The 20,105-nt window shown below is 68.8% G+C and carries 24 protein-coding genes; 21 read left to right on the top strand and 3 right to left on the bottom strand.

Going from position 1 to position 20,105, the window contains the following annotated elements:
- Window positions 1-57 precede the first annotated feature (57 nt).
- The 8 genes from nuoH to C1I98_RS02665 all read left to right on the top strand — a co-directional run bounded on the left by nuoH (window position 58) and on the right by C1I98_RS02665 (window position 8,998).
- Window positions 58-1,419: an NADH-quinone oxidoreductase subunit NuoH gene (gene nuoH, locus C1I98_RS02700; protein WP_111165453.1), complete on the top strand. Its 1,362-nt coding sequence runs from the start codon at window positions 58-60 to the stop codon at window positions 1,417-1,419.
- Window positions 1,406-1,921, top strand: coding sequence for an NADH-quinone oxidoreductase subunit NuoI (gene nuoI, locus C1I98_RS02695; RefSeq protein ID WP_111165452.1), 516 nt, complete (start codon window positions 1,406-1,408; stop codon window positions 1,919-1,921). Before nuoH ends, nuoI begins: the two co-directional genes overlap by 14 nt.
- On the top strand, window positions 1,914-2,681 hold the full coding sequence (locus C1I98_RS02690) for an NADH-quinone oxidoreductase subunit J (RefSeq protein WP_111165451.1): 768 nt from the start codon (window positions 1,914-1,916) through the stop codon (window positions 2,679-2,681). The genes nuoI and C1I98_RS02690 overlap by 8 nt, the downstream gene beginning before the upstream one ends.
- Window positions 2,678-2,974 (top strand): NADH-quinone oxidoreductase subunit NuoK, encoded by a 297-nt coding sequence (gene nuoK / locus C1I98_RS02685; RefSeq protein WP_111165450.1) that lies wholly within the window; start codon window positions 2,678-2,680, stop codon window positions 2,972-2,974. Before C1I98_RS02690 ends, nuoK begins: the two co-directional genes overlap by 4 nt.
- 67 nt (window positions 2,975-3,041) lie before the next feature.
- A complete protein-coding gene (gene nuoL / locus C1I98_RS02680; protein ID WP_199536679.1) occupies window positions 3,042-4,889 on the top strand; it encodes an NADH-quinone oxidoreductase subunit L in 1,848 nt (615 codons plus the stop codon).
- Window positions 4,889-6,448, top strand: coding sequence for an NADH-quinone oxidoreductase subunit M (locus C1I98_RS02675; RefSeq protein WP_111165448.1), 1,560 nt, complete (start codon window positions 4,889-4,891; stop codon window positions 6,446-6,448). The genes nuoL and C1I98_RS02675 overlap by 1 nt, the downstream gene beginning before the upstream one ends.
- Entirely contained in the window at window positions 6,445-7,992 is a 1,548-nt protein-coding gene (nuoN, locus tag C1I98_RS02670; RefSeq protein WP_111165447.1) for an NADH-quinone oxidoreductase subunit NuoN, read from the top strand. Before C1I98_RS02675 ends, nuoN begins: the two co-directional genes overlap by 4 nt.
- Before the next feature lie 10 nt (window positions 7,993-8,002).
- On the top strand, window positions 8,003-8,998 hold the full coding sequence (locus C1I98_RS02665; RefSeq protein WP_111165446.1) for a polyprenyl synthetase family protein: 996 nt from the start codon (window positions 8,003-8,005) through the stop codon (window positions 8,996-8,998).
- Here the strand turns inward: C1I98_RS02665 and rarD are convergent.
- A complete protein-coding gene (gene rarD, locus C1I98_RS02660) occupies window positions 8,974-9,900 on the bottom strand; it encodes an EamA family transporter RarD (protein ID WP_111165445.1) in 927 nt (308 codons plus the stop codon). The two genes, C1I98_RS02665 and rarD, sit on opposite strands and share 25 nt — an antisense overlap.
- Window positions 9,901-9,999: 99 nt before the next feature.
- On the opposite strand from rarD, the gene msrA reads away from it, so the two are divergent.
- The 7 genes from msrA to C1I98_RS02620 all read left to right on the top strand — a co-directional run bounded on the left by msrA (window position 10,000) and on the right by C1I98_RS02620 (window position 15,366).
- Window positions 10,000-10,701, top strand: coding sequence for a peptide-methionine (S)-S-oxide reductase MsrA (gene msrA / locus C1I98_RS02655; protein ID WP_497843988.1), 702 nt, complete (start codon window positions 10,000-10,002; stop codon window positions 10,699-10,701).
- Window positions 10,702-11,011: 310 nt separating this feature from the next.
- Window positions 11,012-11,458: a hypothetical protein gene (locus C1I98_RS02650; protein WP_233507067.1), complete on the top strand. Its 447-nt coding sequence runs from the start codon at window positions 11,012-11,014 to the stop codon at window positions 11,456-11,458.
- On the top strand, window positions 11,455-11,808 hold the full coding sequence (locus C1I98_RS02645; RefSeq protein ID WP_111165442.1) for a hypothetical protein: 354 nt from the start codon (window positions 11,455-11,457) through the stop codon (window positions 11,806-11,808). Before C1I98_RS02650 ends, C1I98_RS02645 begins: the two co-directional genes overlap by 4 nt.
- 720 nt (window positions 11,809-12,528) lie before the next feature.
- Window positions 12,529-12,714 (top strand): hypothetical protein, encoded by a 186-nt coding sequence (locus tag C1I98_RS02640; protein ID WP_111165441.1) that lies wholly within the window; start codon window positions 12,529-12,531, stop codon window positions 12,712-12,714.
- Window positions 12,715-12,836: 122 nt separating this feature from the next.
- The gene (locus C1I98_RS02635) at window positions 12,837-13,484 is read left to right on the top strand and encodes a PadR family transcriptional regulator (protein WP_111165440.1); all 648 of its coding nucleotides are present in this window, start codon (window positions 12,837-12,839) and stop codon (window positions 13,482-13,484) included.
- Between the two features lie 170 nt (window positions 13,485-13,654).
- Window positions 13,655-14,332: a class I SAM-dependent methyltransferase gene (locus tag C1I98_RS02630; RefSeq protein ID WP_111165477.1), complete on the top strand. Its 678-nt coding sequence runs from the start codon at window positions 13,655-13,657 to the stop codon at window positions 14,330-14,332.
- A 650-nt stretch (window positions 14,333-14,982) separates the two neighbouring features.
- The gene (locus C1I98_RS02620) at window positions 14,983-15,366 is read left to right on the top strand and encodes a nuclear transport factor 2 family protein (protein ID WP_111165439.1); all 384 of its coding nucleotides are present in this window, start codon (window positions 14,983-14,985) and stop codon (window positions 15,364-15,366) included.
- On the opposite strand, the gene C1I98_RS02615 is transcribed toward C1I98_RS02620, so the two are convergent.
- Entirely contained in the window at window positions 15,363-15,887 is a 525-nt protein-coding gene (locus C1I98_RS02615; protein WP_438672067.1) for an alpha/beta fold hydrolase, read from the bottom strand. The genes C1I98_RS02620 and C1I98_RS02615 overlap by 4 nt on opposite strands.
- Window positions 15,888-16,394: 507 nt before the next feature.
- Between C1I98_RS02615 and C1I98_RS43515 the strand changes: the two genes are divergently transcribed.
- The gene (locus tag C1I98_RS43515; protein WP_233507066.1) at window positions 16,395-16,559 is read left to right on the top strand and encodes a hypothetical protein; all 165 of its coding nucleotides are present in this window, start codon (window positions 16,395-16,397) and stop codon (window positions 16,557-16,559) included.
- A 112-nt stretch (window positions 16,560-16,671) separates the two neighbouring features.
- On the opposite strand, the gene C1I98_RS02605 is transcribed toward C1I98_RS43515, so the two are convergent.
- Complete coding sequence (locus C1I98_RS02605; RefSeq protein ID WP_111165437.1) at window positions 16,672-17,007, bottom strand: MmcQ/YjbR family DNA-binding protein; 336 nt, start codon at window positions 17,005-17,007, stop codon at window positions 16,672-16,674.
- A 104-nt stretch (window positions 17,008-17,111) separates the two neighbouring features.
- On the opposite strand from C1I98_RS02605, the gene C1I98_RS02600 reads away from it, so the two are divergent.
- The 5 genes from C1I98_RS02600 to C1I98_RS02585 all read left to right on the top strand — a co-directional run.
- The gene (locus C1I98_RS02600) at window positions 17,112-17,423 is read left to right on the top strand and encodes a hypothetical protein (RefSeq protein ID WP_111165436.1); all 312 of its coding nucleotides are present in this window, start codon (window positions 17,112-17,114) and stop codon (window positions 17,421-17,423) included.
- A 331-nt stretch (window positions 17,424-17,754) separates the two neighbouring features.
- A complete protein-coding gene (locus C1I98_RS02595; protein WP_111165435.1) occupies window positions 17,755-18,351 on the top strand; it encodes a dihydrofolate reductase family protein in 597 nt (198 codons plus the stop codon).
- Between the two features lie 565 nt (window positions 18,352-18,916).
- Entirely contained in the window at window positions 18,917-19,393 is a 477-nt protein-coding gene (locus C1I98_RS43510) for a DMT family transporter (protein WP_233507064.1), read from the top strand.
- Window positions 19,294-19,800 carry an EamA family transporter gene (locus tag C1I98_RS43505; protein WP_233507075.1) on the top strand — a complete coding sequence of 169 codons (507 nt, stop codon included), beginning with the start codon at window positions 19,294-19,296 and terminating at the stop codon, window positions 19,798-19,800. The genes C1I98_RS43510 and C1I98_RS43505 overlap by 100 nt, the downstream gene beginning before the upstream one ends.
- Before the next feature lie 2 nt (window positions 19,801-19,802).
- Window positions 19,803-20,105 (top strand): GntR family transcriptional regulator (locus tag C1I98_RS02585; RefSeq protein ID WP_233507074.1); only part of this gene is annotated, 303 nt, incomplete at its 3' end.

Here is a 20,105-nt window from a genome sequence, read left to right as displayed (position 1 = left end):
GAGCGGTGAGCTACCGATGCGGGAGGAATCCCTGATGAGCGGAGCGGTGAGGGACCGATGAACGCGATCCGAGTGCTCGCGGCGCCCGAGCCCGCCCTGCCGAACGTGCAGAGCTTCGGCCACGACCCGCTGTGGATCACGATCATCAAGGCCGTGGCGATCTTCGTGTTCCTGCTGCTCTCCGTCATGTACGGGGTGTGGATGGAACGCAAGCTCATCTCCCGCATGCAGCACAGGTACGGCCCCAACCGGGCCGGTAAGTTCGGGCTTTTGCAGTCGATCGCCGACGCGCTGAAGATGGGCTTCAAGGAGGACCTCTACCCCAGCAAGGTGGACCGGTTCCTCTACGCGATAGCGCCGGTCATCCTGGTGGTGCCCGCGTTCATGGCGTTCTCGGTGATCCCGTTCGGGCCCACCGTGTCCATGTTCGGCGAGCAGACGCCGCTGCAGCTCACCGACCTGCCCATCGCCGTGCTGTTCGTGCTGGCGATGGCCTCGATCGGCGTGTACGGCATCGTGCTCGCCGGGTGGTCCTCGCGCTCGCCGTACGCGGTGCTGGGCGGGCTGCGCTCCAGCGCGCAGGTGGTCTCCTACGAGATCGCGATGGGCCTGTCGTTCGTGGGCGTCTTCCTGTTCGCCGGGACGCTGTCCACCTCCGAGATCGTCGCCAAGCAGGCGAGCGGCGGCACCTGGGAGGTCCTCGGGCTCAGCATCCCGATGCCGTCGTGGTACGTGGTCATGCTGATCCCGTCCTTCCTGATCTACGCGATCACCATGCTGGGCGAGACCAACCGCGTGCCGTTCGACCTGCCGGAGGGCGAGGGCGAGCTGGTCGGCGGCTACCAGACCGAGTACAGCTCCTCGCTGAAGTTCGCGCTGATCCAGATGGGCGAGTACGTCAACGTGTTCGTCGTCTCGGCGGTGTCCATCACGCTGTTCTTCGGCGGCTGGCGGGCCCCGTGGCCGATCTCCCTGTGGGAGGGCGCCAACGTCGGCTACTGGCCGCTGCTGTGGTTCTTCATCAAGCTGGTGCTGGTGTTCGGCGGATTCATCTGGGTGCGGGCCTCGATGCCGCGCATCCGCTACGACCAGCTCATGGCCTTCGGCTGGAAGGTGCTGATCCCGCTGAACCTGGCGTGGATCATGCTGGTGGCGACCGTCCGGGCGTTCCGCATCGAGGGCGCGGACCGCACCGCGCTGTTCACCATCGCGGCGCTCGTGGTGGTCGGCTGCCTGGTGCTGTTCTTCCGCTTCGACACCGTGCTCCAGCGCCGCCGCGAGACCAGGGCGGAAGAACTCAAGCAGGAGTTCGAGCTGCTCGAAGAGCAGCCGGCCGCGGGAGGCCATCCGGTACCGCCGCTGGACCTGCCGCACTACCACGGCGCGGACCGCAAGGAGATCTCCAGTGGGATTCACTGATTGGTTGAACCCCGTCAAGGGCTTCGGGGTGACCTTCCACCATATGTTCAAGAAGCCCCTCACGGTGCAGTACCCGGAGGAGAAGCGGCCCACCGCGCCGCGCTTCCACGGCCGCCACCAGCTCAACCGCTGGCCGGACGGGCTGGAGAAGTGCGTCGGGTGCGAGCTGTGCGCCTGGGCGTGCCCGGCCGACGCGATCTTCGTGGAGGGCGCGGACAACACCGAAGACGCCCGGTTCTCCCCCGGGGAGCGGTACGGTCGCACGTACCAGATCAACTACCTCCGGTGCATCCTGTGCGGCCTGTGCATCGAGGCGTGCCCGACTCGCGCGCTCACCATGACGAACGAGTACGAGCTCGCCGACGACAGCCGGGAGAGCCTCATCTACACCAAGGAGATGCTGCTCGCCCCCCTCGGTCCGGGCATGGAGACCCCGCCGCACCCGATGCGCCTGGGGGAGACCGAAGAGGACTACTACCGGCTTGGACGCAACAATGGGTGAGACCATCACGTTCTGGGTGCTCGCGGTCGTCTCCGTGGCCGCGGCACTCGGGCTCGTCCTCAGCCGCAAGGCGGTCTACTGCGCGCTGATGCTCGGCGTGGTGATGGGCTCCCTGGCGGTGCTGTACGCGGTGCAGGAGGCGCCCTTCCTGGCGGCGGTGCAGATCATCGTCTACACCGGCGCGGTGATGATGCTCTTCCTGTTCGTGCTCATGCTGGTCGGCGTGGACTCGACCGACTCGCTGGTGGAGACGATCAAGGGGCAGCGCTTCTGGGCGATCGTGGCCGGCCTGGGCTTCGCGGCCCTGCTGGCCCTCGCGATCGGCAACGTCGCCTTCGTCCGGCCGACGGGTCTGGGCGGCGCGACCTCGCAGTACGGCGGCAACGTCCAGGGCCTCGCGCAGCTCATCTTCACCCGCCACGTGTTCGCCTTCGAGGTGGCCTCGGCCCTGCTGATCACCGCCGCGCTGGCCGCCATGGTGCTGGCCCACCGCGAGCGCGCCAAGGCCAAGCCCACCCAGAAGGACCTGGCGAGGGCCCGCTTCGCCGGACCGCACCCCACGCCGCTGCCCGGCCCTGGCGTCTACGCCAGGCACAACGCCAACGACATGCCCGCGCTGCTGCCCGACGGCACGGTCTCGGAGCTCTCGGTCAACCGGATCATCGCCCGGCACGACGTGCAGGAGGGCAGGCTTCCGGAAGACCCGAGGCTGGCCGAGGCCATCAGGCAGGCCGTCGAGGTTGAGGAGGAGAGCAAGTGACGACGCACTACCTGGTGCTGTCCGCCCTGCTGTTCGCCATCGGCGCGGTCGGCGTGCTGGTACGGCGCAACGCGATCGTGATCTTCATGTGCGTGGAGCTGATGCTCAACGCCTGCAACCTCGCGTTCGTCACCTTCGCGCGGCAGCACGGCAACCTCGACGGCCAGCTCATCGCGTTCTTCGTGATGGTGGTGGCGGCGGCCGAGGTCGTGGTCGGCTTGGCGATCATCGTGACGATCTTCCGAACCCGCAGGTCCGCGTCCGTGGACGACGCCAACCTGCTGAAGTACTAAGAGGTGCCGAGTGGAACCCGCTAAGATCGTCGAGCACGCCGGGGGAGTGATCGGGGCCTCTTGGCTGATGATCGCGCTTCCGTTGCTCGGAGCCGCGATTTTGCTGCTGGGCGGACGCCGAACCGACCGGTGGGGCCATCTGCTCGGCGTCGCCATGTCGCTGGCCTCGTTCGTGGTGGCCGTCGTCACGTTCTTCGAGCTGATCGGGCTTCCCGGGGGCGAGCGGCGCAGGGCGGTCGGGCTTTTCGAGTTCATCCCCGGCCTCGTGGACATGGGCCTGCTGATCGACCCGCTGTCGATCTCGTTCGCCCTGCTGATCACCGGGGTCGGCTCGCTGATCCACATCTACTCGATCGGCTACATGTCGCACGACCCCGGACGGCGCAGGTTCTTCTCCTACCTGAACCTGTTCGTCGCGGCGATGCTGCTGCTGGTGCTCTCGCACAACTACGTCGGGCTCTACATCGGCTGGGAGGGCGTCGGCCTGGCCTCCTACCTGCTGATCGGGTTCTGGCAGTACAAGCCGTCGGCGGCCACCGCGGCCCAGAAGGCGTTCATCGTCAACCGGGTCGGTGACTTCGGCCTGGCGATCGGCATCTTCACCATCTGGACGACCTTCGGCAGCGTGACCTTCCAGGGCGTCTTCGAGAGCACCCTCAAGCCCGAGCAGGGCGTGCTGACCGCCATCGGCCTGCTGCTGCTCCTCGGCGCGTGCGGCAAGTCGGCCCAGGTGCCGCTGCAGTCCTGGCTGCTGGACGCGATGGAGGGCCCGACCCCGGTGTCGGCCCTGATCCACGCGGCGACCATGGTCACCGCGGGCGTCTACCTGGTGGTCCGCTCCGGCGCCGTGTTCTTCCCCGAGGGTTCCACCGCCGCGCTGTTCGCGGCCATCGTCGGCACGGTGACGCTGCTGGCCGGCGCCATCATCGGTATGGCCAAGGACGACATCAAGAAGGGCCTGGCCGGCTCGACGATGTCGCAGATCGGCTACATGATGCTGGGCGCGGCGTTCGGCCCGGTGGGCTACGCCTTCGCCATCGGCCACCTGATCACGCACGGCTTCTTCAAGGCGAACCTGTTCCTGGGCGCCGGGTCGGTCATGCACGCCATGAACGACGAGGTCAACATGCGCAGGTACGGCGCGCTGCGCAAGGCGCTGCCGGTGACGTTCTACACGTTCCTCATCGGTTACCTGGCGATCATCGGCTTCCCGCTGTTGTCCGGATACTTCACCAAGGACGGGATCATCGAGACGGTGATCCACCACAACGAGGTGCTCGGCTGGCTGGCCGTCCTCGGCGCCGGGCTGACCGGCTTCTACATGTCCCGCATGGTCTTCATGACCTTCTTCGGGGAGAAGCGCTGGGCCGACGACGCGCATCCGCACGAGTCGCCCGCGGTGATGACGATCCCGCTGGTCCTGCTGTCCATCGGATCGATCTTCCTGGGCGGCTACCTGGTTCTGGGCGGGAGGTTCATGACCTTCCTCGGCCCCGCCGTCGGCATGCCGGAGGGCGGCGTGCCCGCGTTCCACCCGTTCACCGTTCCCGGCCTGGCCACGCTGGCGCTGGTCGCGGTCGGCGCGGCCATCGCCTGGCTGCGGTACGGCAGGGTCCCCGTCCCGGTCACCGCCCCACGCGGTTCCTTCCTCACCACCTTCGCCCGGCGTGACCTGTACGGCGACGCGCTGAACGAGTCGCTGTTCATGCGGCCCGGTCAGTGGCTCACCAGGATCGCCGTGTTCTTCGACAACCGCGGGGTGGACGGCCTGGTCAACGGCCTGGCCGCGGGCATCGGCGGCACCTCGGGACGGCTGCGCAGGGTTCAGACCGGATTCGCCCGATCGTACGCGTTGTCCATCCTCTTCGGCGCTGCCGTGGTGGCCGGCGCTCTGCTCCTTGTAGGGAACCTGTGATGCCCTGGCTTCCGATACTGATCGCCGCGCCCGTGCTGGGCGCGGTCGGTGTGGCCGCGCTGCCCAAGGGCAGCGACAAGGCCGCCAAACAGCTCGCCCTTGCGGTGTCGCTGGTGGTCTTGGCGCTGACCCTGGCGATGGCCTTCCAGTTCCCGCTGGAGAGCGGCAAGCGCTTCGCCTTCGAGCAGACCTACTCCTGGATCCCGTCCTTCGGTGTCCACTTCGGCGTCGGCGTGGACGGCATCGCCCTGGTGATGATCGCGCTGTCCGCCGTGCTGGTGCCGATCGTGATCCTGGCCTCCTGGCACGACGCCGACGGCACCGGCGCGGAGAACCCGCCCAAGCGGTCGGTGAAGACCTACTTCTCGCTGCTGCTGGTCCTTGAGGCGATGATGATCGGCGTCTTCGCGGCGACCGACGTCTTCCTGTTCTACGTGTTCTTCGAGGCCATGCTGATCCCGATGTACTTCATGATCGGGTCTTATGGCGGCGCGCAGCGGTCCTACGCGGCGGTCAAGTTCCTGCTGTACTCGCTGTTCGGCGGGCTGCTCATGCTGGTCGCGGTGATCGCGCTGTACGTCACCGCCGGCAAGAACACGTTCATGTTCCCCGAGCTGATCGGGGCGGTCACCGACCCGGGCGTGCAGAAGTGGCTGTTCCTCGGCTTCTTCATCGCCTTCGCGATCAAGGCGCCGCTCTGGCCGTTCCACACCTGGCTGCCCGACGCCGCCGCGCAGGCCCCCGCCGGCGCCGCCGTGCTGCTGGTCGGCGTGCTGGACAAGGTCGGCACGTACGGCATGCTGCGGCTGTGCTTGGAGCTGTTCCCGCAGGCGGCGAAGGACTTCACCCCGCTGGTGATCATTCTTTCGGTGATCGGCATCGTCTACGGCGCGATCGTGGCCATCGGCCAGACCGACATGAAGCGGCTCATCGCCTACACGTCGATCTCGCACTTCGGGTTCATCGCCATGGGCGTGTTCGCGATGACCAGCAACGCTCAGGCGGGCGCGACGCTCTACATGGTCAACCACGGGTTCTCCACGGGCGCGCTGTTCCTGATCGCCGGGTTCCTGATCTACCGCAGGGGCTCGGCCAGGATCGACGACTACGGCGGTGTGCAGAAGATCGCGCCGGTGCTGGCGGGCGCGTTCCTGGTGTCCGGTCTGTCCGGTCTGGCACTGCCCGGCCTGTCGTCGTTCGTCAGTGAGTTCATGGTGCTGATCGGCACCTACCAGCGCGATGAGGTGCTGTTCGTCACGTCCGCGATCATCGGCACCAGCGGCGTGATCCTGGCCGCCATCTACATCCTGTGGATGTACAAGCGCGTCGCCAACGGGCCCACCGCCGAGTCGGTCTCGGGAATGAAGGACCTCAACGTTCGAGAGAAACTGGTGATCGCCCCGCTGCTGGTGCTGATCATCGGGCTCGGCTTCTACCCCAAGCCGGTCCTCGACGTGATCAATCCGGCCGTGCAGCACACGCTGACCAGCGTGGGTGTGCAGGACCAGCCGCCCGTCGCGGGCGTAGGCCAGGCAGATGAGAAGGGGGCCGGCAATTGAACGGCATCCAACCGCCGACGATCGAGTACGGGCAGCTCAGCCCGCTGCTCCTGGTCTTCGGCGCGGCCATCGTCGGGGTGCTGATCGAGGCGCTCGCCCCGCGTTACCTGCGTAAGTCGCTCCAGATGCCGGTCACGCTGCTCGGCCTGGTGGGCGCGTTCGCGCTGGTGCTCACGGTGGTCATGCAGGGTGTGCCGACCAAGGCCGCGGCCGAGGGCGCCATCGCGGTGGACGGCCCCGCGCTGTTCATCTGGGGCGTCATCCTGGTGCTCGCGGTGATCAGCGTGCTGCTGATAAACGACGACAACGAGTTCGTCGCCTCGGCCGCCGCCGTGCCCGGCACGCCCGAGGAAGAGGACGCGATCGCCGCGGGCGGCGCGCACACCGAGATCTACCCGCTGGCGCTGTTCGCGATCGGCGGCATGATGCTGTTCGCGTCGGCCAACGACCTGCTGATCATGTTCGTGGCCCTTGAGGTCATGTCCCTGCCGCTGTACCTGCTGTGCGGCCTGGCCCGCAGGCGCCGCCTCCTGTCGCAGGAGGCGTCGGTGAAGTACTTCCTGCTCGGCGCGTTCTCCTCGGCCTTCTTCCTGTACGGCATGGCGCTGGTGTACGGCTTCGCCGGCACGGTCAGCCTGGCCGGGATCAGCGACGCGCTCGGCGCGGTGGGCGGCCAGAACACGCTGCTGCTGATCGGCGCGGGCATGCTCGGCGTCGGCCTGCTGTTCAAGATCGGCGCCGCGCCGTTCCAGGCGTGGAAGCCCGACGTCTACCAGGGCGCGCCCACCCCGATCACCGCGCTGATGGCCTCCGGCACGCTGGTCGCCGCGTTCGGCGCGGTGCTGCGGGTCTTCTGGGTCGCGCTGGGCAACCTGGACTGGGACTGGCGTCCGGTGATGTGGGGCGTGGCGATCCTGACCATGGTCGCCGGGGCGGTCCTGGCGATCACCCAGACCGACATCAAGCGGATGCTCGCCTACTCCTCGATCGCGCACGCGGGCTTCCTGCTCACCGGCGTGATCGCCACCGGCGCGGAGGCGCAGAACGCGCTGTCGCTCAAGGGCATCCTGTTCTACCTGGTGGCCTACGGCATCACCACGGTGGGCGCGTTCGCGGTCGTCACCATGGTGCGCGACGCGGGCGGCGAGGCCGGGCACCTGTCCCGCTGGGCGGGCCTCGGCAAGCGGTCGCCCGCGCTCGCGGGCGTGTTCGCGTTCTTCCTGCTGGCGTTCGCGGGCATCCCGCTGACGTCGGGGTTCTTCGGGAAGTACGCGGTGTTCGCGGCGGCGGTCGCCGGTGGCGCGGTTCCGCTGGTCATCGTGGGCGTGGTCAGCTCGGCGGTGGCGGCGTTCTTCTACGTCCGGGTGATCGTGCTGATGTTCTTCAGCGAGCCCGCGCCGGACGGCCCGACCATCGCCGTCCCGAGTGTTGGTACCGCGGGTGTGGTCGCCATCGCGGCAGCGGCTACCGTAGTGCTCGGGATCTACCCGGAGCCCGTGCTCCGGCTGGCGGAGGACGCCGCGTCGACATTGTTCATTCGTTAAGGGGATCACTATGGCCGCGCCACCCGTTGTGGACCTGCCCATCGGCGACGAACGGCTGGCGCGGGACATGGCCGGCGGCCTCGCCGAGGTGGAAAAGCTGCTACGCGCCGCCGTGGAGAGCGAGGACGCCTTCATCACGGAGGCGTCCCGCCACCTCATCGAGGCGGGCGGCAAGCGGTTCCGGGCGACGCTCGTGCTGCTGGCCGCGCAGTTCGGCAACGCCGCCGCGGCGGGCGTCGTGCCCGGCGCGGTGGTGATCGAGCTGACCCACCTGGCCACGCTCTACCACGACGACGTCATGGACGAGGCGCGGATGCGCCGCGGCTCGGCCTCGGCGAACGCGCGCTGGGACAACACCATCGCCATCCTCACCGGCGACTACCTGTTCGCCCAGGCGTCGATCCTGCTGGCCGACCTGGGCAACGACCTGATCCGTACCCAGGCCACCACGTTCTCCCGGCTCGTCCAGGGCCAGATCAGGGAGACCAGGGGCCCGCGCCCCGGCGATGACCCGATCGAGCACTACATCGAGGTCCTGGCGGACAAGACCGGCTCGCTCATCGCCACCTCGGGACGGTTCGGCGGGCTGCTCGGCGGGGCCCCGCCGCGGATCGTCGATCGGCTGGACCGCGCCTGCGAGGCCATCGGCATCGCCTGGCAGCTCAGCGACGACCTGCTCGACGTGGCCGCAAGTACGACCGAGAGCGGCAAGACCCCCGGCACCGACCTGCGCGAGGGCATCCGGACGCTGCCGGTGCTGTACGTGCTCGCCTCCGACGACCCGGCGGACGCGCCGCTGCGTGAGCTGCTGTCCGGCCCGGTGCCTGAGGAGCGCCTGGACGAGGCCCTGACCGCGCTGCGCGCCCATCGGGCGATGGACCAGGCCAGAGCAGAGCTGAACCGCTGGGCCGACCGGGCCAGGGCCGATCTGGCCGAGCTGCCGGACATCCCGGCCCGGGAGGCGTTCATGTCGCTGTGCGACTACGTGGTGGCCCGCTCCGGCTGAGGCCGTACGGCCTGCGCCGCGATCCGCGAGCGCCGCGCCTGGCGCAGCGCGTCCCAGGTGAAGACGCCGAGCGCGACCCACACGATGGCGAACCCCGCCCAGCGTTCCGCGGGCATCGTCTCGCGCACGATCAGCACGCCGGTCAGGAACTGCAGGACCGGCGCGATGTACTGCAGCAGCCCGATCACGGTCAGCGGCACCCGGATGGCGGCGGCGGTGAACAGCAGCAGCGGTACGACGGTGACCATGCCTGAGGTCGCCAGCAGCCAGGTGTGCCCCCAGCCGTGGCCGACGAACGTCCCGGCGCCCTGACCTTGCAGGAACAGCAGGTAGCCGAGCGCGGGGAAGAACAGCAGCAGCGACTCCACGGTCAGGCTCTCGGCCGCGCCGACGTTCGCCATCTTCTTGACCAGCCCGTACGTGCCGAAGGACACCGACAGGACCAGCGCGATCCACGGCAGCCTGCCGTAGTCGAGGGTGAGCACCAGTACGGCCACCGTGCCGAGGCCCACCGCGGCCCACTGGGCGGGGCGCAGCCGCTCGTGCAGCAGTACCACCCCGAACATCACGCTGACCAGCGGGTTGATGAAGTAGCCCAGGGCGCTTTCGACGACATGGCCGGTGGTGACCGCGTAGATGTAGGTGCCCCAGTTGAAGGTGATCAGCACGGCGGCGAGGGCCAGCAGGCCGAGCCGGCCGGGCTGCCGCAGCAGCGGCCGTACCCAGGACCAGTGCCGCCTGGCCGCGAGAATCCCGACGACCGCGATCAGCGACCAGGCCATCCGGTGGGCGAGCATCTCCAGGGAACTGGCCGGTTCGAGCAGCGGCCAGTAGAGCGGGAACACTCCCCACAGGGCATAGGCGGTCGCGCCGTAGAGGACTCCACGCTGTTCGTCTGGCATGTAGCCAAGTTTCCCTCCTTACGGGACATTAGGGCAAATAAGCTGTTCTGTAGGGATGGTTAAGTCCTGCTTACGCCAAGGAACAACCGGGACGCGCGGATGGTTGGGATAGGGCGACAACGGATGAGGAGGTCCCTGATGGGCCGGCTGTTCGGCAGAGACAAGACCACCATGGTTCCCGCCCAGGACGCGCTTCCCGGCCGTCCAACCCCGATCCCGGTGCCCGAGCGGCACCTCGTCCTCGGCACCCGGCTCGCCCCGCCGTACCCCGAGGGCAGTGAGATCGCCGATGTCGCGCTGGGCTGCTTCTGGGGGGCCGAGCGGGCCTTCTGGCAGATCCCCGGGGTCATCACCACGGCGGTCGGCTACCAGGGCGGCCACACGGTCAATCCGACGTACGAGGAGGTCTGTTCCGGCCTCACCGGCCACGCCGAGGTGGTCCGCGTCGTCTTCGACCCGGCCAAGGTGAGCTACGAGGAGCTGCTACGGGTCTTCTGGGAGACCCACGACCCCACCCAGGGCATGCGCCAGGGCAACGACGTGGGCACCCAGTACCGCTCGGCCATCTACACGCATGGCCCGGTCCAGAAAAAGTCCGCCCACACCACCCGCGACACCTACCAGCAGACCCTGTCCGACGCCGGCTACGGCGAGATCACCACCGAGATCGCCCCCGCCGGTCCCTTCTACTTCGCCGAGGACTACCACCAGCAGTACCTCAAGGCCAACCCCAACGGCTACTGCGGCATCGGCGGCACCGGCGTCTCCTGCCCGGTGGGCATCGCGTCCGCCGGTAAGTGAGCGAGATCCCTCTCGCCGGGCCTCCAGCGGGGTGAGGGGACGCTCGGCGGGGTTCGTGCCCAAGGGTCATGCGCGCGTCCGCGTGGCGACGCGCTCGGCAACACAGGGCCTGCGCCCACGCTCCCTCGACGCGCCATGACCCCAGGTGCGCCCCGTCCGCCGTCGAGCAGGAAGCCGAGGCGCCACGTAGGCGCCTCCCGGGCGGGCCGCCTATACCAGCAGCACGTTTTCGCTGGATTTACCGGCATGGCCAACATCAGAACGTGTTCTGACATAGGCTTGCCGGGTGAGTGCCGGCCATGCTGACGCAGTGACTTTCTCGGACTTGTCGCGAAATCCGCGCGCGGTCGCCGAGCGGGCGGCACGTCTGGGGCGAGTTCGTGTCACACATCGGGATGCTCCAGACTTCTACCTGACCGCAGCAGACCACGAAGAGGAACGCGACCGGACGCTGGCGACCGCGTCCCGGCTGTTCCTGGCGTTGATCAAGCACGACCCTACCGCGCGTGCCCTGGTCATAGCCATGCCGGAGGTCTTCCCCTGGGTTCGCCACCTGTCTTCGGACGAACTACGCGCCTTCACGCTGGAACTCGTCGAAGCGCTCTCCGATGCCGCTGAGCTGGATGTCGATGTCACGACCCGTGAGGTCATCGCGGGCTGGCGGTCCACGGCCAGAATCAAGGCGGACCCCGCCGGTTACGCCGAGGCCCGCAAAGCCACAAGTGGCGATTTCGGGCCGGTGCAGGTCTCGGCGTGAGCCCGAAGCGCGGAGATCGGGTAACAGTGCCGCCGCCGGAGGACGAATGGGATGTCCGGTTCGGCACCGGCGACGCAGCCCGTGGCCGGGAAGAGCTGTGCCGCCATGCGCTGGCGAACACGCGTCGATGCTTCGAGATTTTGCGCGTCGATCCTCGTTCGGGCGCCGGCCACGACCGTCAACATCGCCTACGCGGTGACCTCGCGAGCCATCGCCACAATGGCAAGGACCTGGAGCAATGGGAATTCGAGGTCACCAATGGCGGGCGAGTGCGCTATGCCATCGATGACACGACACGTACCGTCTGGGTGATCTACGCATCGCCTCGGCACCCCAAGGACACGGAGTAGTCCGGCATTATCGACGGAGCCGGTCAGGCGGTCAGTGACCTGCGATCCGAGCATGTCTCGCTCGACGTCGAGTTAGTGGTTCTGTGCGAGGGCCGCGGCGGGGCCGGCAGGACCCTGGTCGTGAATGGTCGCGGTAGCCGGCGTCATGCGGACCGGACTCCAGAGCATGGCCTGTGCGTCGCCATGCCGTGCTCCGGTTGGCGGGCCTCTCAGTCCATGGGAGCCTCACAGCCACCGGTTGCTGGGCTTCCGGTCGCACCCGACGATGCCGCGCTCTGCGAGCCCTGTGCGGCCGTCAGCATGGTGGAACTTCCGCAGCCAAGGCTGCTCCCCCTGCGCGCCCTGCGGCAGCGGTACTCCCGCGCGAAGCCGGTACGGCGGCCGGAAAGCGCGCCACTCGGCAGGAGGTCATCCGTCCCATGAGACGCCGCAGCGGGTTGTCCACAGGTGGCGGTGTGGCGCGATCGGCGGTTGTCCACAGAATGGCATTCGGCGGGTGGGTGGCCTGGCCGGGTGGCGCATGCTGCTGTTCATGGCGGAAATGGTCACGCCGAGATTTCTCGGCCATGCGTTGTTGGTGTCCGGGCTCGATCCCCGCGTGGTCGCGTGGGGGAAGACGGCGGCGCATCTGTGGAAGATCGACACGGCGGCGGCGAGGGCGCCCGCCGAGCCGTGGCCGATGGGGTTCATCGTGCCGCCGGGGTTCGGTGATCCACCGGGGTGCCTGGTGCGGGAGGGCTGGGCCGGCGGATCATCCCCGTCCGCCGCGACGTCATCCCCGCCCGGGCCGCCGACTACATCGAGATCGTCGCCAACGCCCTGCTCGAACGCGGCTGGAAGCCCTCACACGACCACCTCCTCGCGGTGATGTCCCGGGTCCGCGCCGCCCGGCGACGCCCCCCGTGATCGATCGACATGGGAGCCGGCGTGCCATCCGCCTGGCCATTCACCGCGACGCAATGGGCGATATTGGAGGATTGATCTGCTTTACTCGCATACGTATACTCGTCTACGAGTAGGAGGTGACCATGGTCAGGCGGCGCAAGGTGAACAACATGCTCGGCCTGGCCGTGCTGGCGGCCCTCGCAGAAAGGCCGATGCATCCCTACGAGATGGCCGCCGTGCTGCGCGAACGCGGCAAGGACGAGGACATGCCGATCAAATGGGGCACCCTCTACACCGTGGTCCGCAACCTGGAGAAGTACGGATTCATCACCGTCTCGGAGAGCGTCCGGGATGGCTCGCATCCCGAGCGCACGATCTACCAGATCACCCGGGAGGGGCGGGTGGAGTTCGCCGACTGGGTGCGTGATCTGCTCGCCGAGCCCCAACGCGAGCAGCCGAAGTTCATGGCGGCGCTCTCGGTGTGGCAGGTGCTCGGGCCGGAGGAGGCGATGCGGCTGCTCCGCCAGCGGCTCACCCTGCTCGACGCGGAGGTCGCCGACCGCCGCACCACGCTGATGGGCTATGCCGGCGACTTGCCGCGCATCTTCCTCGTCGAGTCGGAGTACGGCCTGGCCATGCGCGAGGCCGAGGCGGCATGGATCCGATCGCTGCTCGACGAGCTCACCACAGGCTCGTTCCCCGACCTGGGCGCATGGCGGGAGTGGTACGAAACCGGCCGCCTGCCGTCCGAGGTGCGATCCCCCACCGAAAGGGGCGAGCAAAGCGACTGAAACCGCATTAAGGGGCCCGGCGGCGGTGCGGGAACACCGCCGCCAGGCCCTCGACCTCGAACCGAAACCCGTGGAACGGAAATCCGGCCGCAAGGTGCCAACCGTAAGGATAGCCGGGCTTCCGTCCCTGGGCCGGTTCGGACATCACAAGATCCGAAACCGGAGTGACCATGCATAACACGCAAAGCAAGCACACCCAGGCGGTGTCCATCGAAGGGGCGATGGCACGCTGGTATGCGCGCCAACGCGCTTCCGCCCCTCAGCTCGCGGAGGTACGCCGGCTCGCCACCCGCCTCGGCGACGGCCTGCCGGCCGGCGCCGCCGTCCTCGAAATCGGCCCCGGACCCGGCTACCTGGCCATCGAGCTCGCCCGGCTCGGCTTCAAGGTGACCGGCCTTGACCTCAGCCGGACACTGGTCGAGATCGCCACCGACAACGCCCGCCAGGCGGGCGTGCACGTCGACTTCCAACGCGGCGACGCCGCGGCCCTGCCGTTCGCCGACCGAACCTTCCGCCTGATCGTCTGCGTGGCGGCGTTCAAGAACTTCGGCAGCCCGGTCCGGGCTCTGAACGAGATGCATCGGGTCCTCGGCGACGGTGGCACCGCCGTGATCCAGGACATGAACAAGGAAGCGTCCAACGCCGCCATCAACGAGGAGGTGCGCGGCATGGACCTGGGCCGCATCAACTCCCTGATGACCAAGGTCCCGCTACGTGGCCTCCGCCGCCGCGCCTATTCCCCCGCCGACTTCCAACACCTCGCCGCTGGAAGCGCATTCGGCACCTGCGAGGTCCACACGAGCGGGATCAGCGTGGAGGTACGCCTGACCAGACGCCCCCGCCACTGATGTGCCTTGCGCCGGTGGCGTCGTACGGCCCAGGTCGGAGCGGGAGTGATCCCCGACAGAACGCCGGACTCCCACGTCGGCCCGATCGCACGCTGTAGCCGCCGCCGGCACCGCCACTCGACCGGCCCAACGACCACAGGGGCCCGCGGTGCGTTGCCCGGCCGTGTCATGGGCCCTCGACCGCGGCCGGGCCTGTGCCGCCGGTCATCAGGCCGACTGCCCATGCCAGGCATGCTGGCCGTCCCGGGCCCCTGGTCGTCCCAGGGCTCTGAGACGCACTGGGGCTGTTATCGGGTCCGGGCGCTGCTGCATGTCTTGGAATTCATCGTCAATGACGGCTACGTGGAAGTGGTCCGGGATGGGCGGCTCCTGGCCGAGCCGGCATGTGGCTGGAGCTCAGATCGTCAGGCTCAGGTCGGAGGGGGGCTCAGCGGGGTTGGGGGCGTAGTCCATCGAGGATGAGCTGGGCGATGTGCGCCGAACTCGTGCGGCTGGTTTCTGCGCCGGCGTGGCGGATCGCGGCGAAGGCGCTCGGTATCAGCCTGACCGGGGCGGTACACCGAATAGTATGGCCTCAACCGGGGCAGCGCACCGGTTAGGGCCTGTGCCGCTCTGAATGAACCGTTCTGCCTGTTCAGGAGGAGACGCCGATGGCCACCCGAGAGGACGTGAGCGCCCCGGTACAGCGAATGCAGGAGTGCTTCGACAGCTGGCAGTTCGACCAGGCCGCAGACCTGCACACCCCCGGCTCTCTCAGCCATCCGCTCGGCACCACCGGATTCGAGGCGGGCAAGGACGCCTGGCGTGTACTCGTCACCCGGTTTCCGGGTATACGCGTTGTCGCCCAGGACATCCTGATCGATGGTGACAAGGCCGCCGTCCGCTCGACCGTCGAGAGGATCACGTCCCCGGGCGGCGACGCGCAGCCCATGTTGTTCGAGATCCTCCGCATTGAGAACGGCCGGTTCGCGGAGATGTGGGGGGCCAGTGCGGGGTTCCCGTCCTCGGCCAGTCCGGAGGATCTGCTCGGCTAGTCCCGAGAACGTGCGCTGCGGCGTGAGCGCCCAGTGCTGCACGAACCGGGGAGGTGACAAGGGCCTCGACGACCTTGCCCGGCCCAGGTCGTGGAGCGCTTGTCGGCGTTCCGTCGTCGCCGCTCGCCACACGTCTCTGCCTGCGGCCGGGGTCGTGCCGCCATCCGGACCTCTTCGCGATCGTCCCCGCCGTCCCAGGCGTCGAGTGCGGCGCACGCCGTGCCGTACCACGGTTCCGCCGAGCGGCGCTCCACGGCGGCGATCCACTCCTCGTCCGTGACCTCGATCCCGGCTGCCGCCAGCCCGGGAGTCAGCAGGAGGAGCCGGCGCACTCGCTCGGGATGACGAGCGGCATAGAGGACGGCCAGGTCGGCCGCGGCCGAGTGAGCAAACAGGTCGATCCCGTCGAGAGCGAGGTGCGCCCGCAGTGCCTCGACGTCCGCCACAAGCCGGTCGGCCCGATACGTGCCCGGGTCGCCGGGGGTCGCGGACTCGCCCGTACCTCTGCCGTCCAGCAGGATCAGCCTGTGGTGGAGGCCGAGGCCGCCCAGATCGCCCAGGTACCCCGAGGGCCGCCCGGGTCACCGGGGAGACAGATGAGCGGAGGGCCCTGTCCGAGAATGTGGTAGGCGAGGAGCGTGCCGTCATAGGACGGGAAAGTCGGCATGATCCAGGCGATCACGGCCGTCCGGTCCGCAGCAATTCCTTTTCGGCCGGGAACGTCACAGCACGCTGAAGCGTTTCGCAGCCGGTACACGCAGCCGGGCGTGGGGGTGTGTCGGGTCGGCCCCCGCCGTATGGGTGCTTCGCGCACACAGGCCCAGGGCAGGGCCGACGCGCGGTGCGCGCAGGGAGGTGGGGATCCCAGATCTTCGGCGTGGTGATCCGCGAGCTGCCGGTCTACCGGGGATGGGAGCAGGAGATCGCTGTCGGCGGGGTCTTCGAATGCTGGCGCGACATCGTGGGCGCGGAGCTGGGGGCGCGCACCAGGCCGGAGAGCTTCACGGACGGCGAGGTCGTCCACCCGCGTGGCCCAGGCGGTGGAGTCCGCCGAGACCCGGTTGCCGGCGACGGCGCTGGTCGAACGGGTGAACGAGGAGCTGGGCGAGGGCACTGTCCGCCGGGTGAAGGTCCAGGGGCGCAGCGCGGGCCGCGCCCGAGCGGGCGGTGCCCGGCACAAGCGGGTGGAGTAGGGAGCCTTGGGCGGCTGTCCAGTGGGTGCGGCGGGATGGTATGTGGTTGTTCAGTGGTGAGATTTGAGTGACCGTGTGGTACGTGCCAATGGTGATCGGTCGGCTGGAGGCTTCATTCCAGGAGGGCGATCAGCCGTTTGGGGGCCTTGAGGCGCCAGGCGTCGGTAAGCAGCTCGCGTAGCTCGTCCTGGTCGACCGCTGCCAAGTGGACCCGCATCCGGTCGTAGTCATCGTCGTGGCCTTGACGGATGTAGAACTTGGTGGGTTCGGCGGCGAGCAGGTGGGCGCGTTCGGGGCGGGGTACGGCGACGCCGATGGCCATGTCGTCGTCGCCGATCGAGGCGAAGATCTTGTTGCGCACCCGGAAGGTGGGCAGGCCCCAGGCGAGCTTCTCGGTGGCCTCCGGAAGTGAGAGCGCTATCGTGCGGACATCATCCACAATCGTCATGCCTCCATACTCAACCAGCTCGGTTTTCTGGCTTTCAGGTGACTTCGGAACCATCCGGCTCCCGGGCACGTCTTGAAGGTAAGGAGCGACAGGGGGAGAGGCGCATGCCATCGGTCGCGGAACTGGTCGAGTCGGAGGTGGCCCGGGTGTCGCAGGCGGTGCGTGCCCGAGGCGTGGAGTTGGAGCAGGAGGGCGCGGTGCAGCTCGTGCGCTACGCCCCGCTGGTGGTCACCGCCGAGGTCGACGACGCGGCGGCCCGCGTCGAGCTGACCATCGTGGAGGGCTCGTTGTGCTGGTTCTGCACTTGTGCTGAGGGCAGATCCGGCGCGTTCTGCGGACACTGCGCGGCCACCGCACTGGTCGCCTGTCAGCGCAAGGGTTCGCTGGCACGGTCAGGCCAGAGCCCCAGCCCCTAATCGAATAGGCCGGTGCCAAAAGCCCCATCCGCCTCGCAGGGGCGGGGGTTATCGCCCCTTTGCGCGCCGGCCGCCCACAGGCCGGGCCCTGACCGTATCCGGCGGCGGGCGCCATCGCCCCTGGTCGGAGAGAGCGTTTCGGGTCAGTGGCGTGTCCGCCTTTGGTAGGAACGACCGGCGGGAGCTAGGTCAGGTCGCGGCGCGTATCTCCGGTTCCGTACCGCAAGATCCCCTGGTGCCCCAGCGTTCGCGGCCAGGGCGGCGCGCCGATGCGCATCTGCGCCGGGGGCTTGGGGCCGGGCCTCGTACGCAGATCGCAGGAGGCGACGGAATGATCGACACTGAGCCGCAGACCGCGGGCGGGAAGGTGCTCCGGCACTTCACGATGTCACTGGACGGCTTCGTGGCCGGGCCGGACCACGCCATGGACTGGATGGCCACCGGCATCTCGGCCCGTCCGGGCCTGATCGACGAGTACGTCCAGACCACGGGCGCCGTGCTGGGCGGCCGGGACGGCTGGGATGCCTCGCCCGGCAGCCGTCCGTACGGCGGCGCCTGGAAGGGCCCGGTCTTCGTGCTCACCCACCATCCCGAGGACGCGGCCCCCGCCGACGGTGTCACGTTCCTGAACTGCGGCCCGGCCGAGGCGGTGCGGATCGGGTGGGAGGCGGCCGGTGGCAAGAACCTCGAAGTGTTCTCTCCCGGCATTGGCCGTCGGCTTCTCGAACTGGGCCTGATCGATGAGATCGACCTGCACATCGCACCGGTACTGCTCGGCGAGGGCATCCGGCTCTACGACGACCCCGGCGGTGAGCCGATCCGCCTCCACCGGGTCGGCGAAGGCGACCCGACGGCGGTCGTGAACGTACGGTACCGGCCCAGCGTACCCACCGGCGGGTCCCCGTCGAACGAGAAGGCCGGTGCCTGAGTCACCGTCACACGCCACGTCCCAGGCCGGATGTGCCCGCGGGGTATCGGACCTGATGGCCAGAGCATGCCCACCTGCTTTTCGCTATTGGGCCCCTTTGGGACGGGATTCTTGACAGAGCCTTCGCCGGCTTCCAAGCGAAGTCGGCCCGCGTTAACGAAGCCGGTCTGCCCACCAGCCGGTGTCGGGGCTCGGGCATGCGCGTGATGCCGGCTGCGTCGATCTTCATCCGCATCAGGGGGCGTCGCGTGGTGGCGCGGGCTGCCACCACGGTAGTGGGGAAGCCCGCTGAAATGGGCTCACTTTGGGCTGAGCGATTTCACCCACGACGACGAACGCCTGGGCGGAGTCGGCGTGCGTGCCGCGACCTGCGTCGACCTGTGCTTTTCGAGGACGGTTGTTTCTTGGTGAGCAAGGTCTCCATGGTGTCAACGTTCCTGTTGAGTTCACGTCAATGCGGACTCATGGTTTCGGCGGGGGAGTCCGTCGTCGCAACGCCGCCGGGGGACGAGGGGAGGAGGAAAACGATTGGACGGCGAGTGTCTGGTTGTCAGACAATCGTACGGTGAAGCTCAATGGACCACTCGCCGTGGTCGGTGCTGCCATGCTCTGGGGGACCGCCGGTACTGCGGGGGCGCTGGCAGTGCTCGGTGGTGTTGATGTCGCGCCCGTGTCACTGGCCGCGGCCAGGCTGCTGATCGGCGGTTTGCTGCTGGCCGTCCTCACCGGTGCGCCCGCCGCGGTGGCGCTGCTGACCGGCAATGGGCCGGCCCGGCTGCCGATGTTGCTGGCCGCGGTCGCCGCGGCCGGTTACCAGCTCGCGTTCTTCGCGGCGGTCACCCGGACCGGGGTCGCGATCGGCACGGTCGTGGCGATCGGCAGTGGGCCGATCTTCACGGGTGTGCTGGCGTGGCTGATCGACGGCGTACGGCCGACCCCGCGCTGGGCCGCGGCCACCGTGGCGAGGTCCTGTCGGGCATCCTGTTCGCGCTGCTGGGCGGCCTGCTGTACGCGTTCTACGCGGTCATCGCGGCCCGCGTGATCGGCGCGGGCACGCCGTCGGGGGTGGTGATGGGAGCGATGTTCGGCGGCGCGGGCGTCGTGATGCTGCCCATCCTGCTGACCTCCGACTTCACCTGGCTGGGCAGTGCCGCGGGCCTCGGTACCGCGGTGTACCTGGGGTGCGCGACCACGGCGCTGGCGTGCTTCGTGTACGGCCTGGGCCTGCGTACCACCCCGGTCGCCACGGCCGCCACGCTGACCCTCGCCGAGCCCGCCGTCGCGGCCCTGCTCGGTGTGGTCGTGCTGGGGGAGCGGCTGGCCCCGGCCTCGCTGGCGGGGCTCGGCCTGCTGGCCGCGGCGCTCGTACTGGTGGCCCTGCCGACCGGCGGCGCGCGGCTCGTACGGCGGCGCCCGGCCGCACCGGAGAGGGCAGAATCGTCGGCGTGAGCATGCCATTGCGACCGGTCTCGACGGTCAGCGCGCTGGCCGACGCGCTGCGCGCCAGGGTGCTGTCCGGAGAGATCGAGCCGGGGACGGCGCTGCCGGAGCAGGAGATCGCCGCGGCGTACGGCGTGGCGCGTCCCACCGTGCGTGAGGCGCTGGCCGCGCTCGTGCACGAGGGGCTGCTCCGCCGCGAACGCAACCGCAGCGCCCACGTGCCGGTGGTGAGCGCGGCGGACCTGGCCGATCTGATGTTCGTACGCCGGCCGCTGGAGGAGTTGATGGCCACGGCGCTGGCGCTGTCTCTTATA

This window comes from Spongiactinospora gelatinilytica, from assembly GCF_003236385.1.
Classification (GTDB): domain Bacteria; phylum Actinomycetota; class Actinomycetes; order Streptosporangiales; family Streptosporangiaceae; genus Spongiactinospora; species Spongiactinospora gelatinilytica.
Note: the sequence above shows the minus strand (reverse complement) of the source record. Positions and strands in the feature narration are given on the sequence as shown.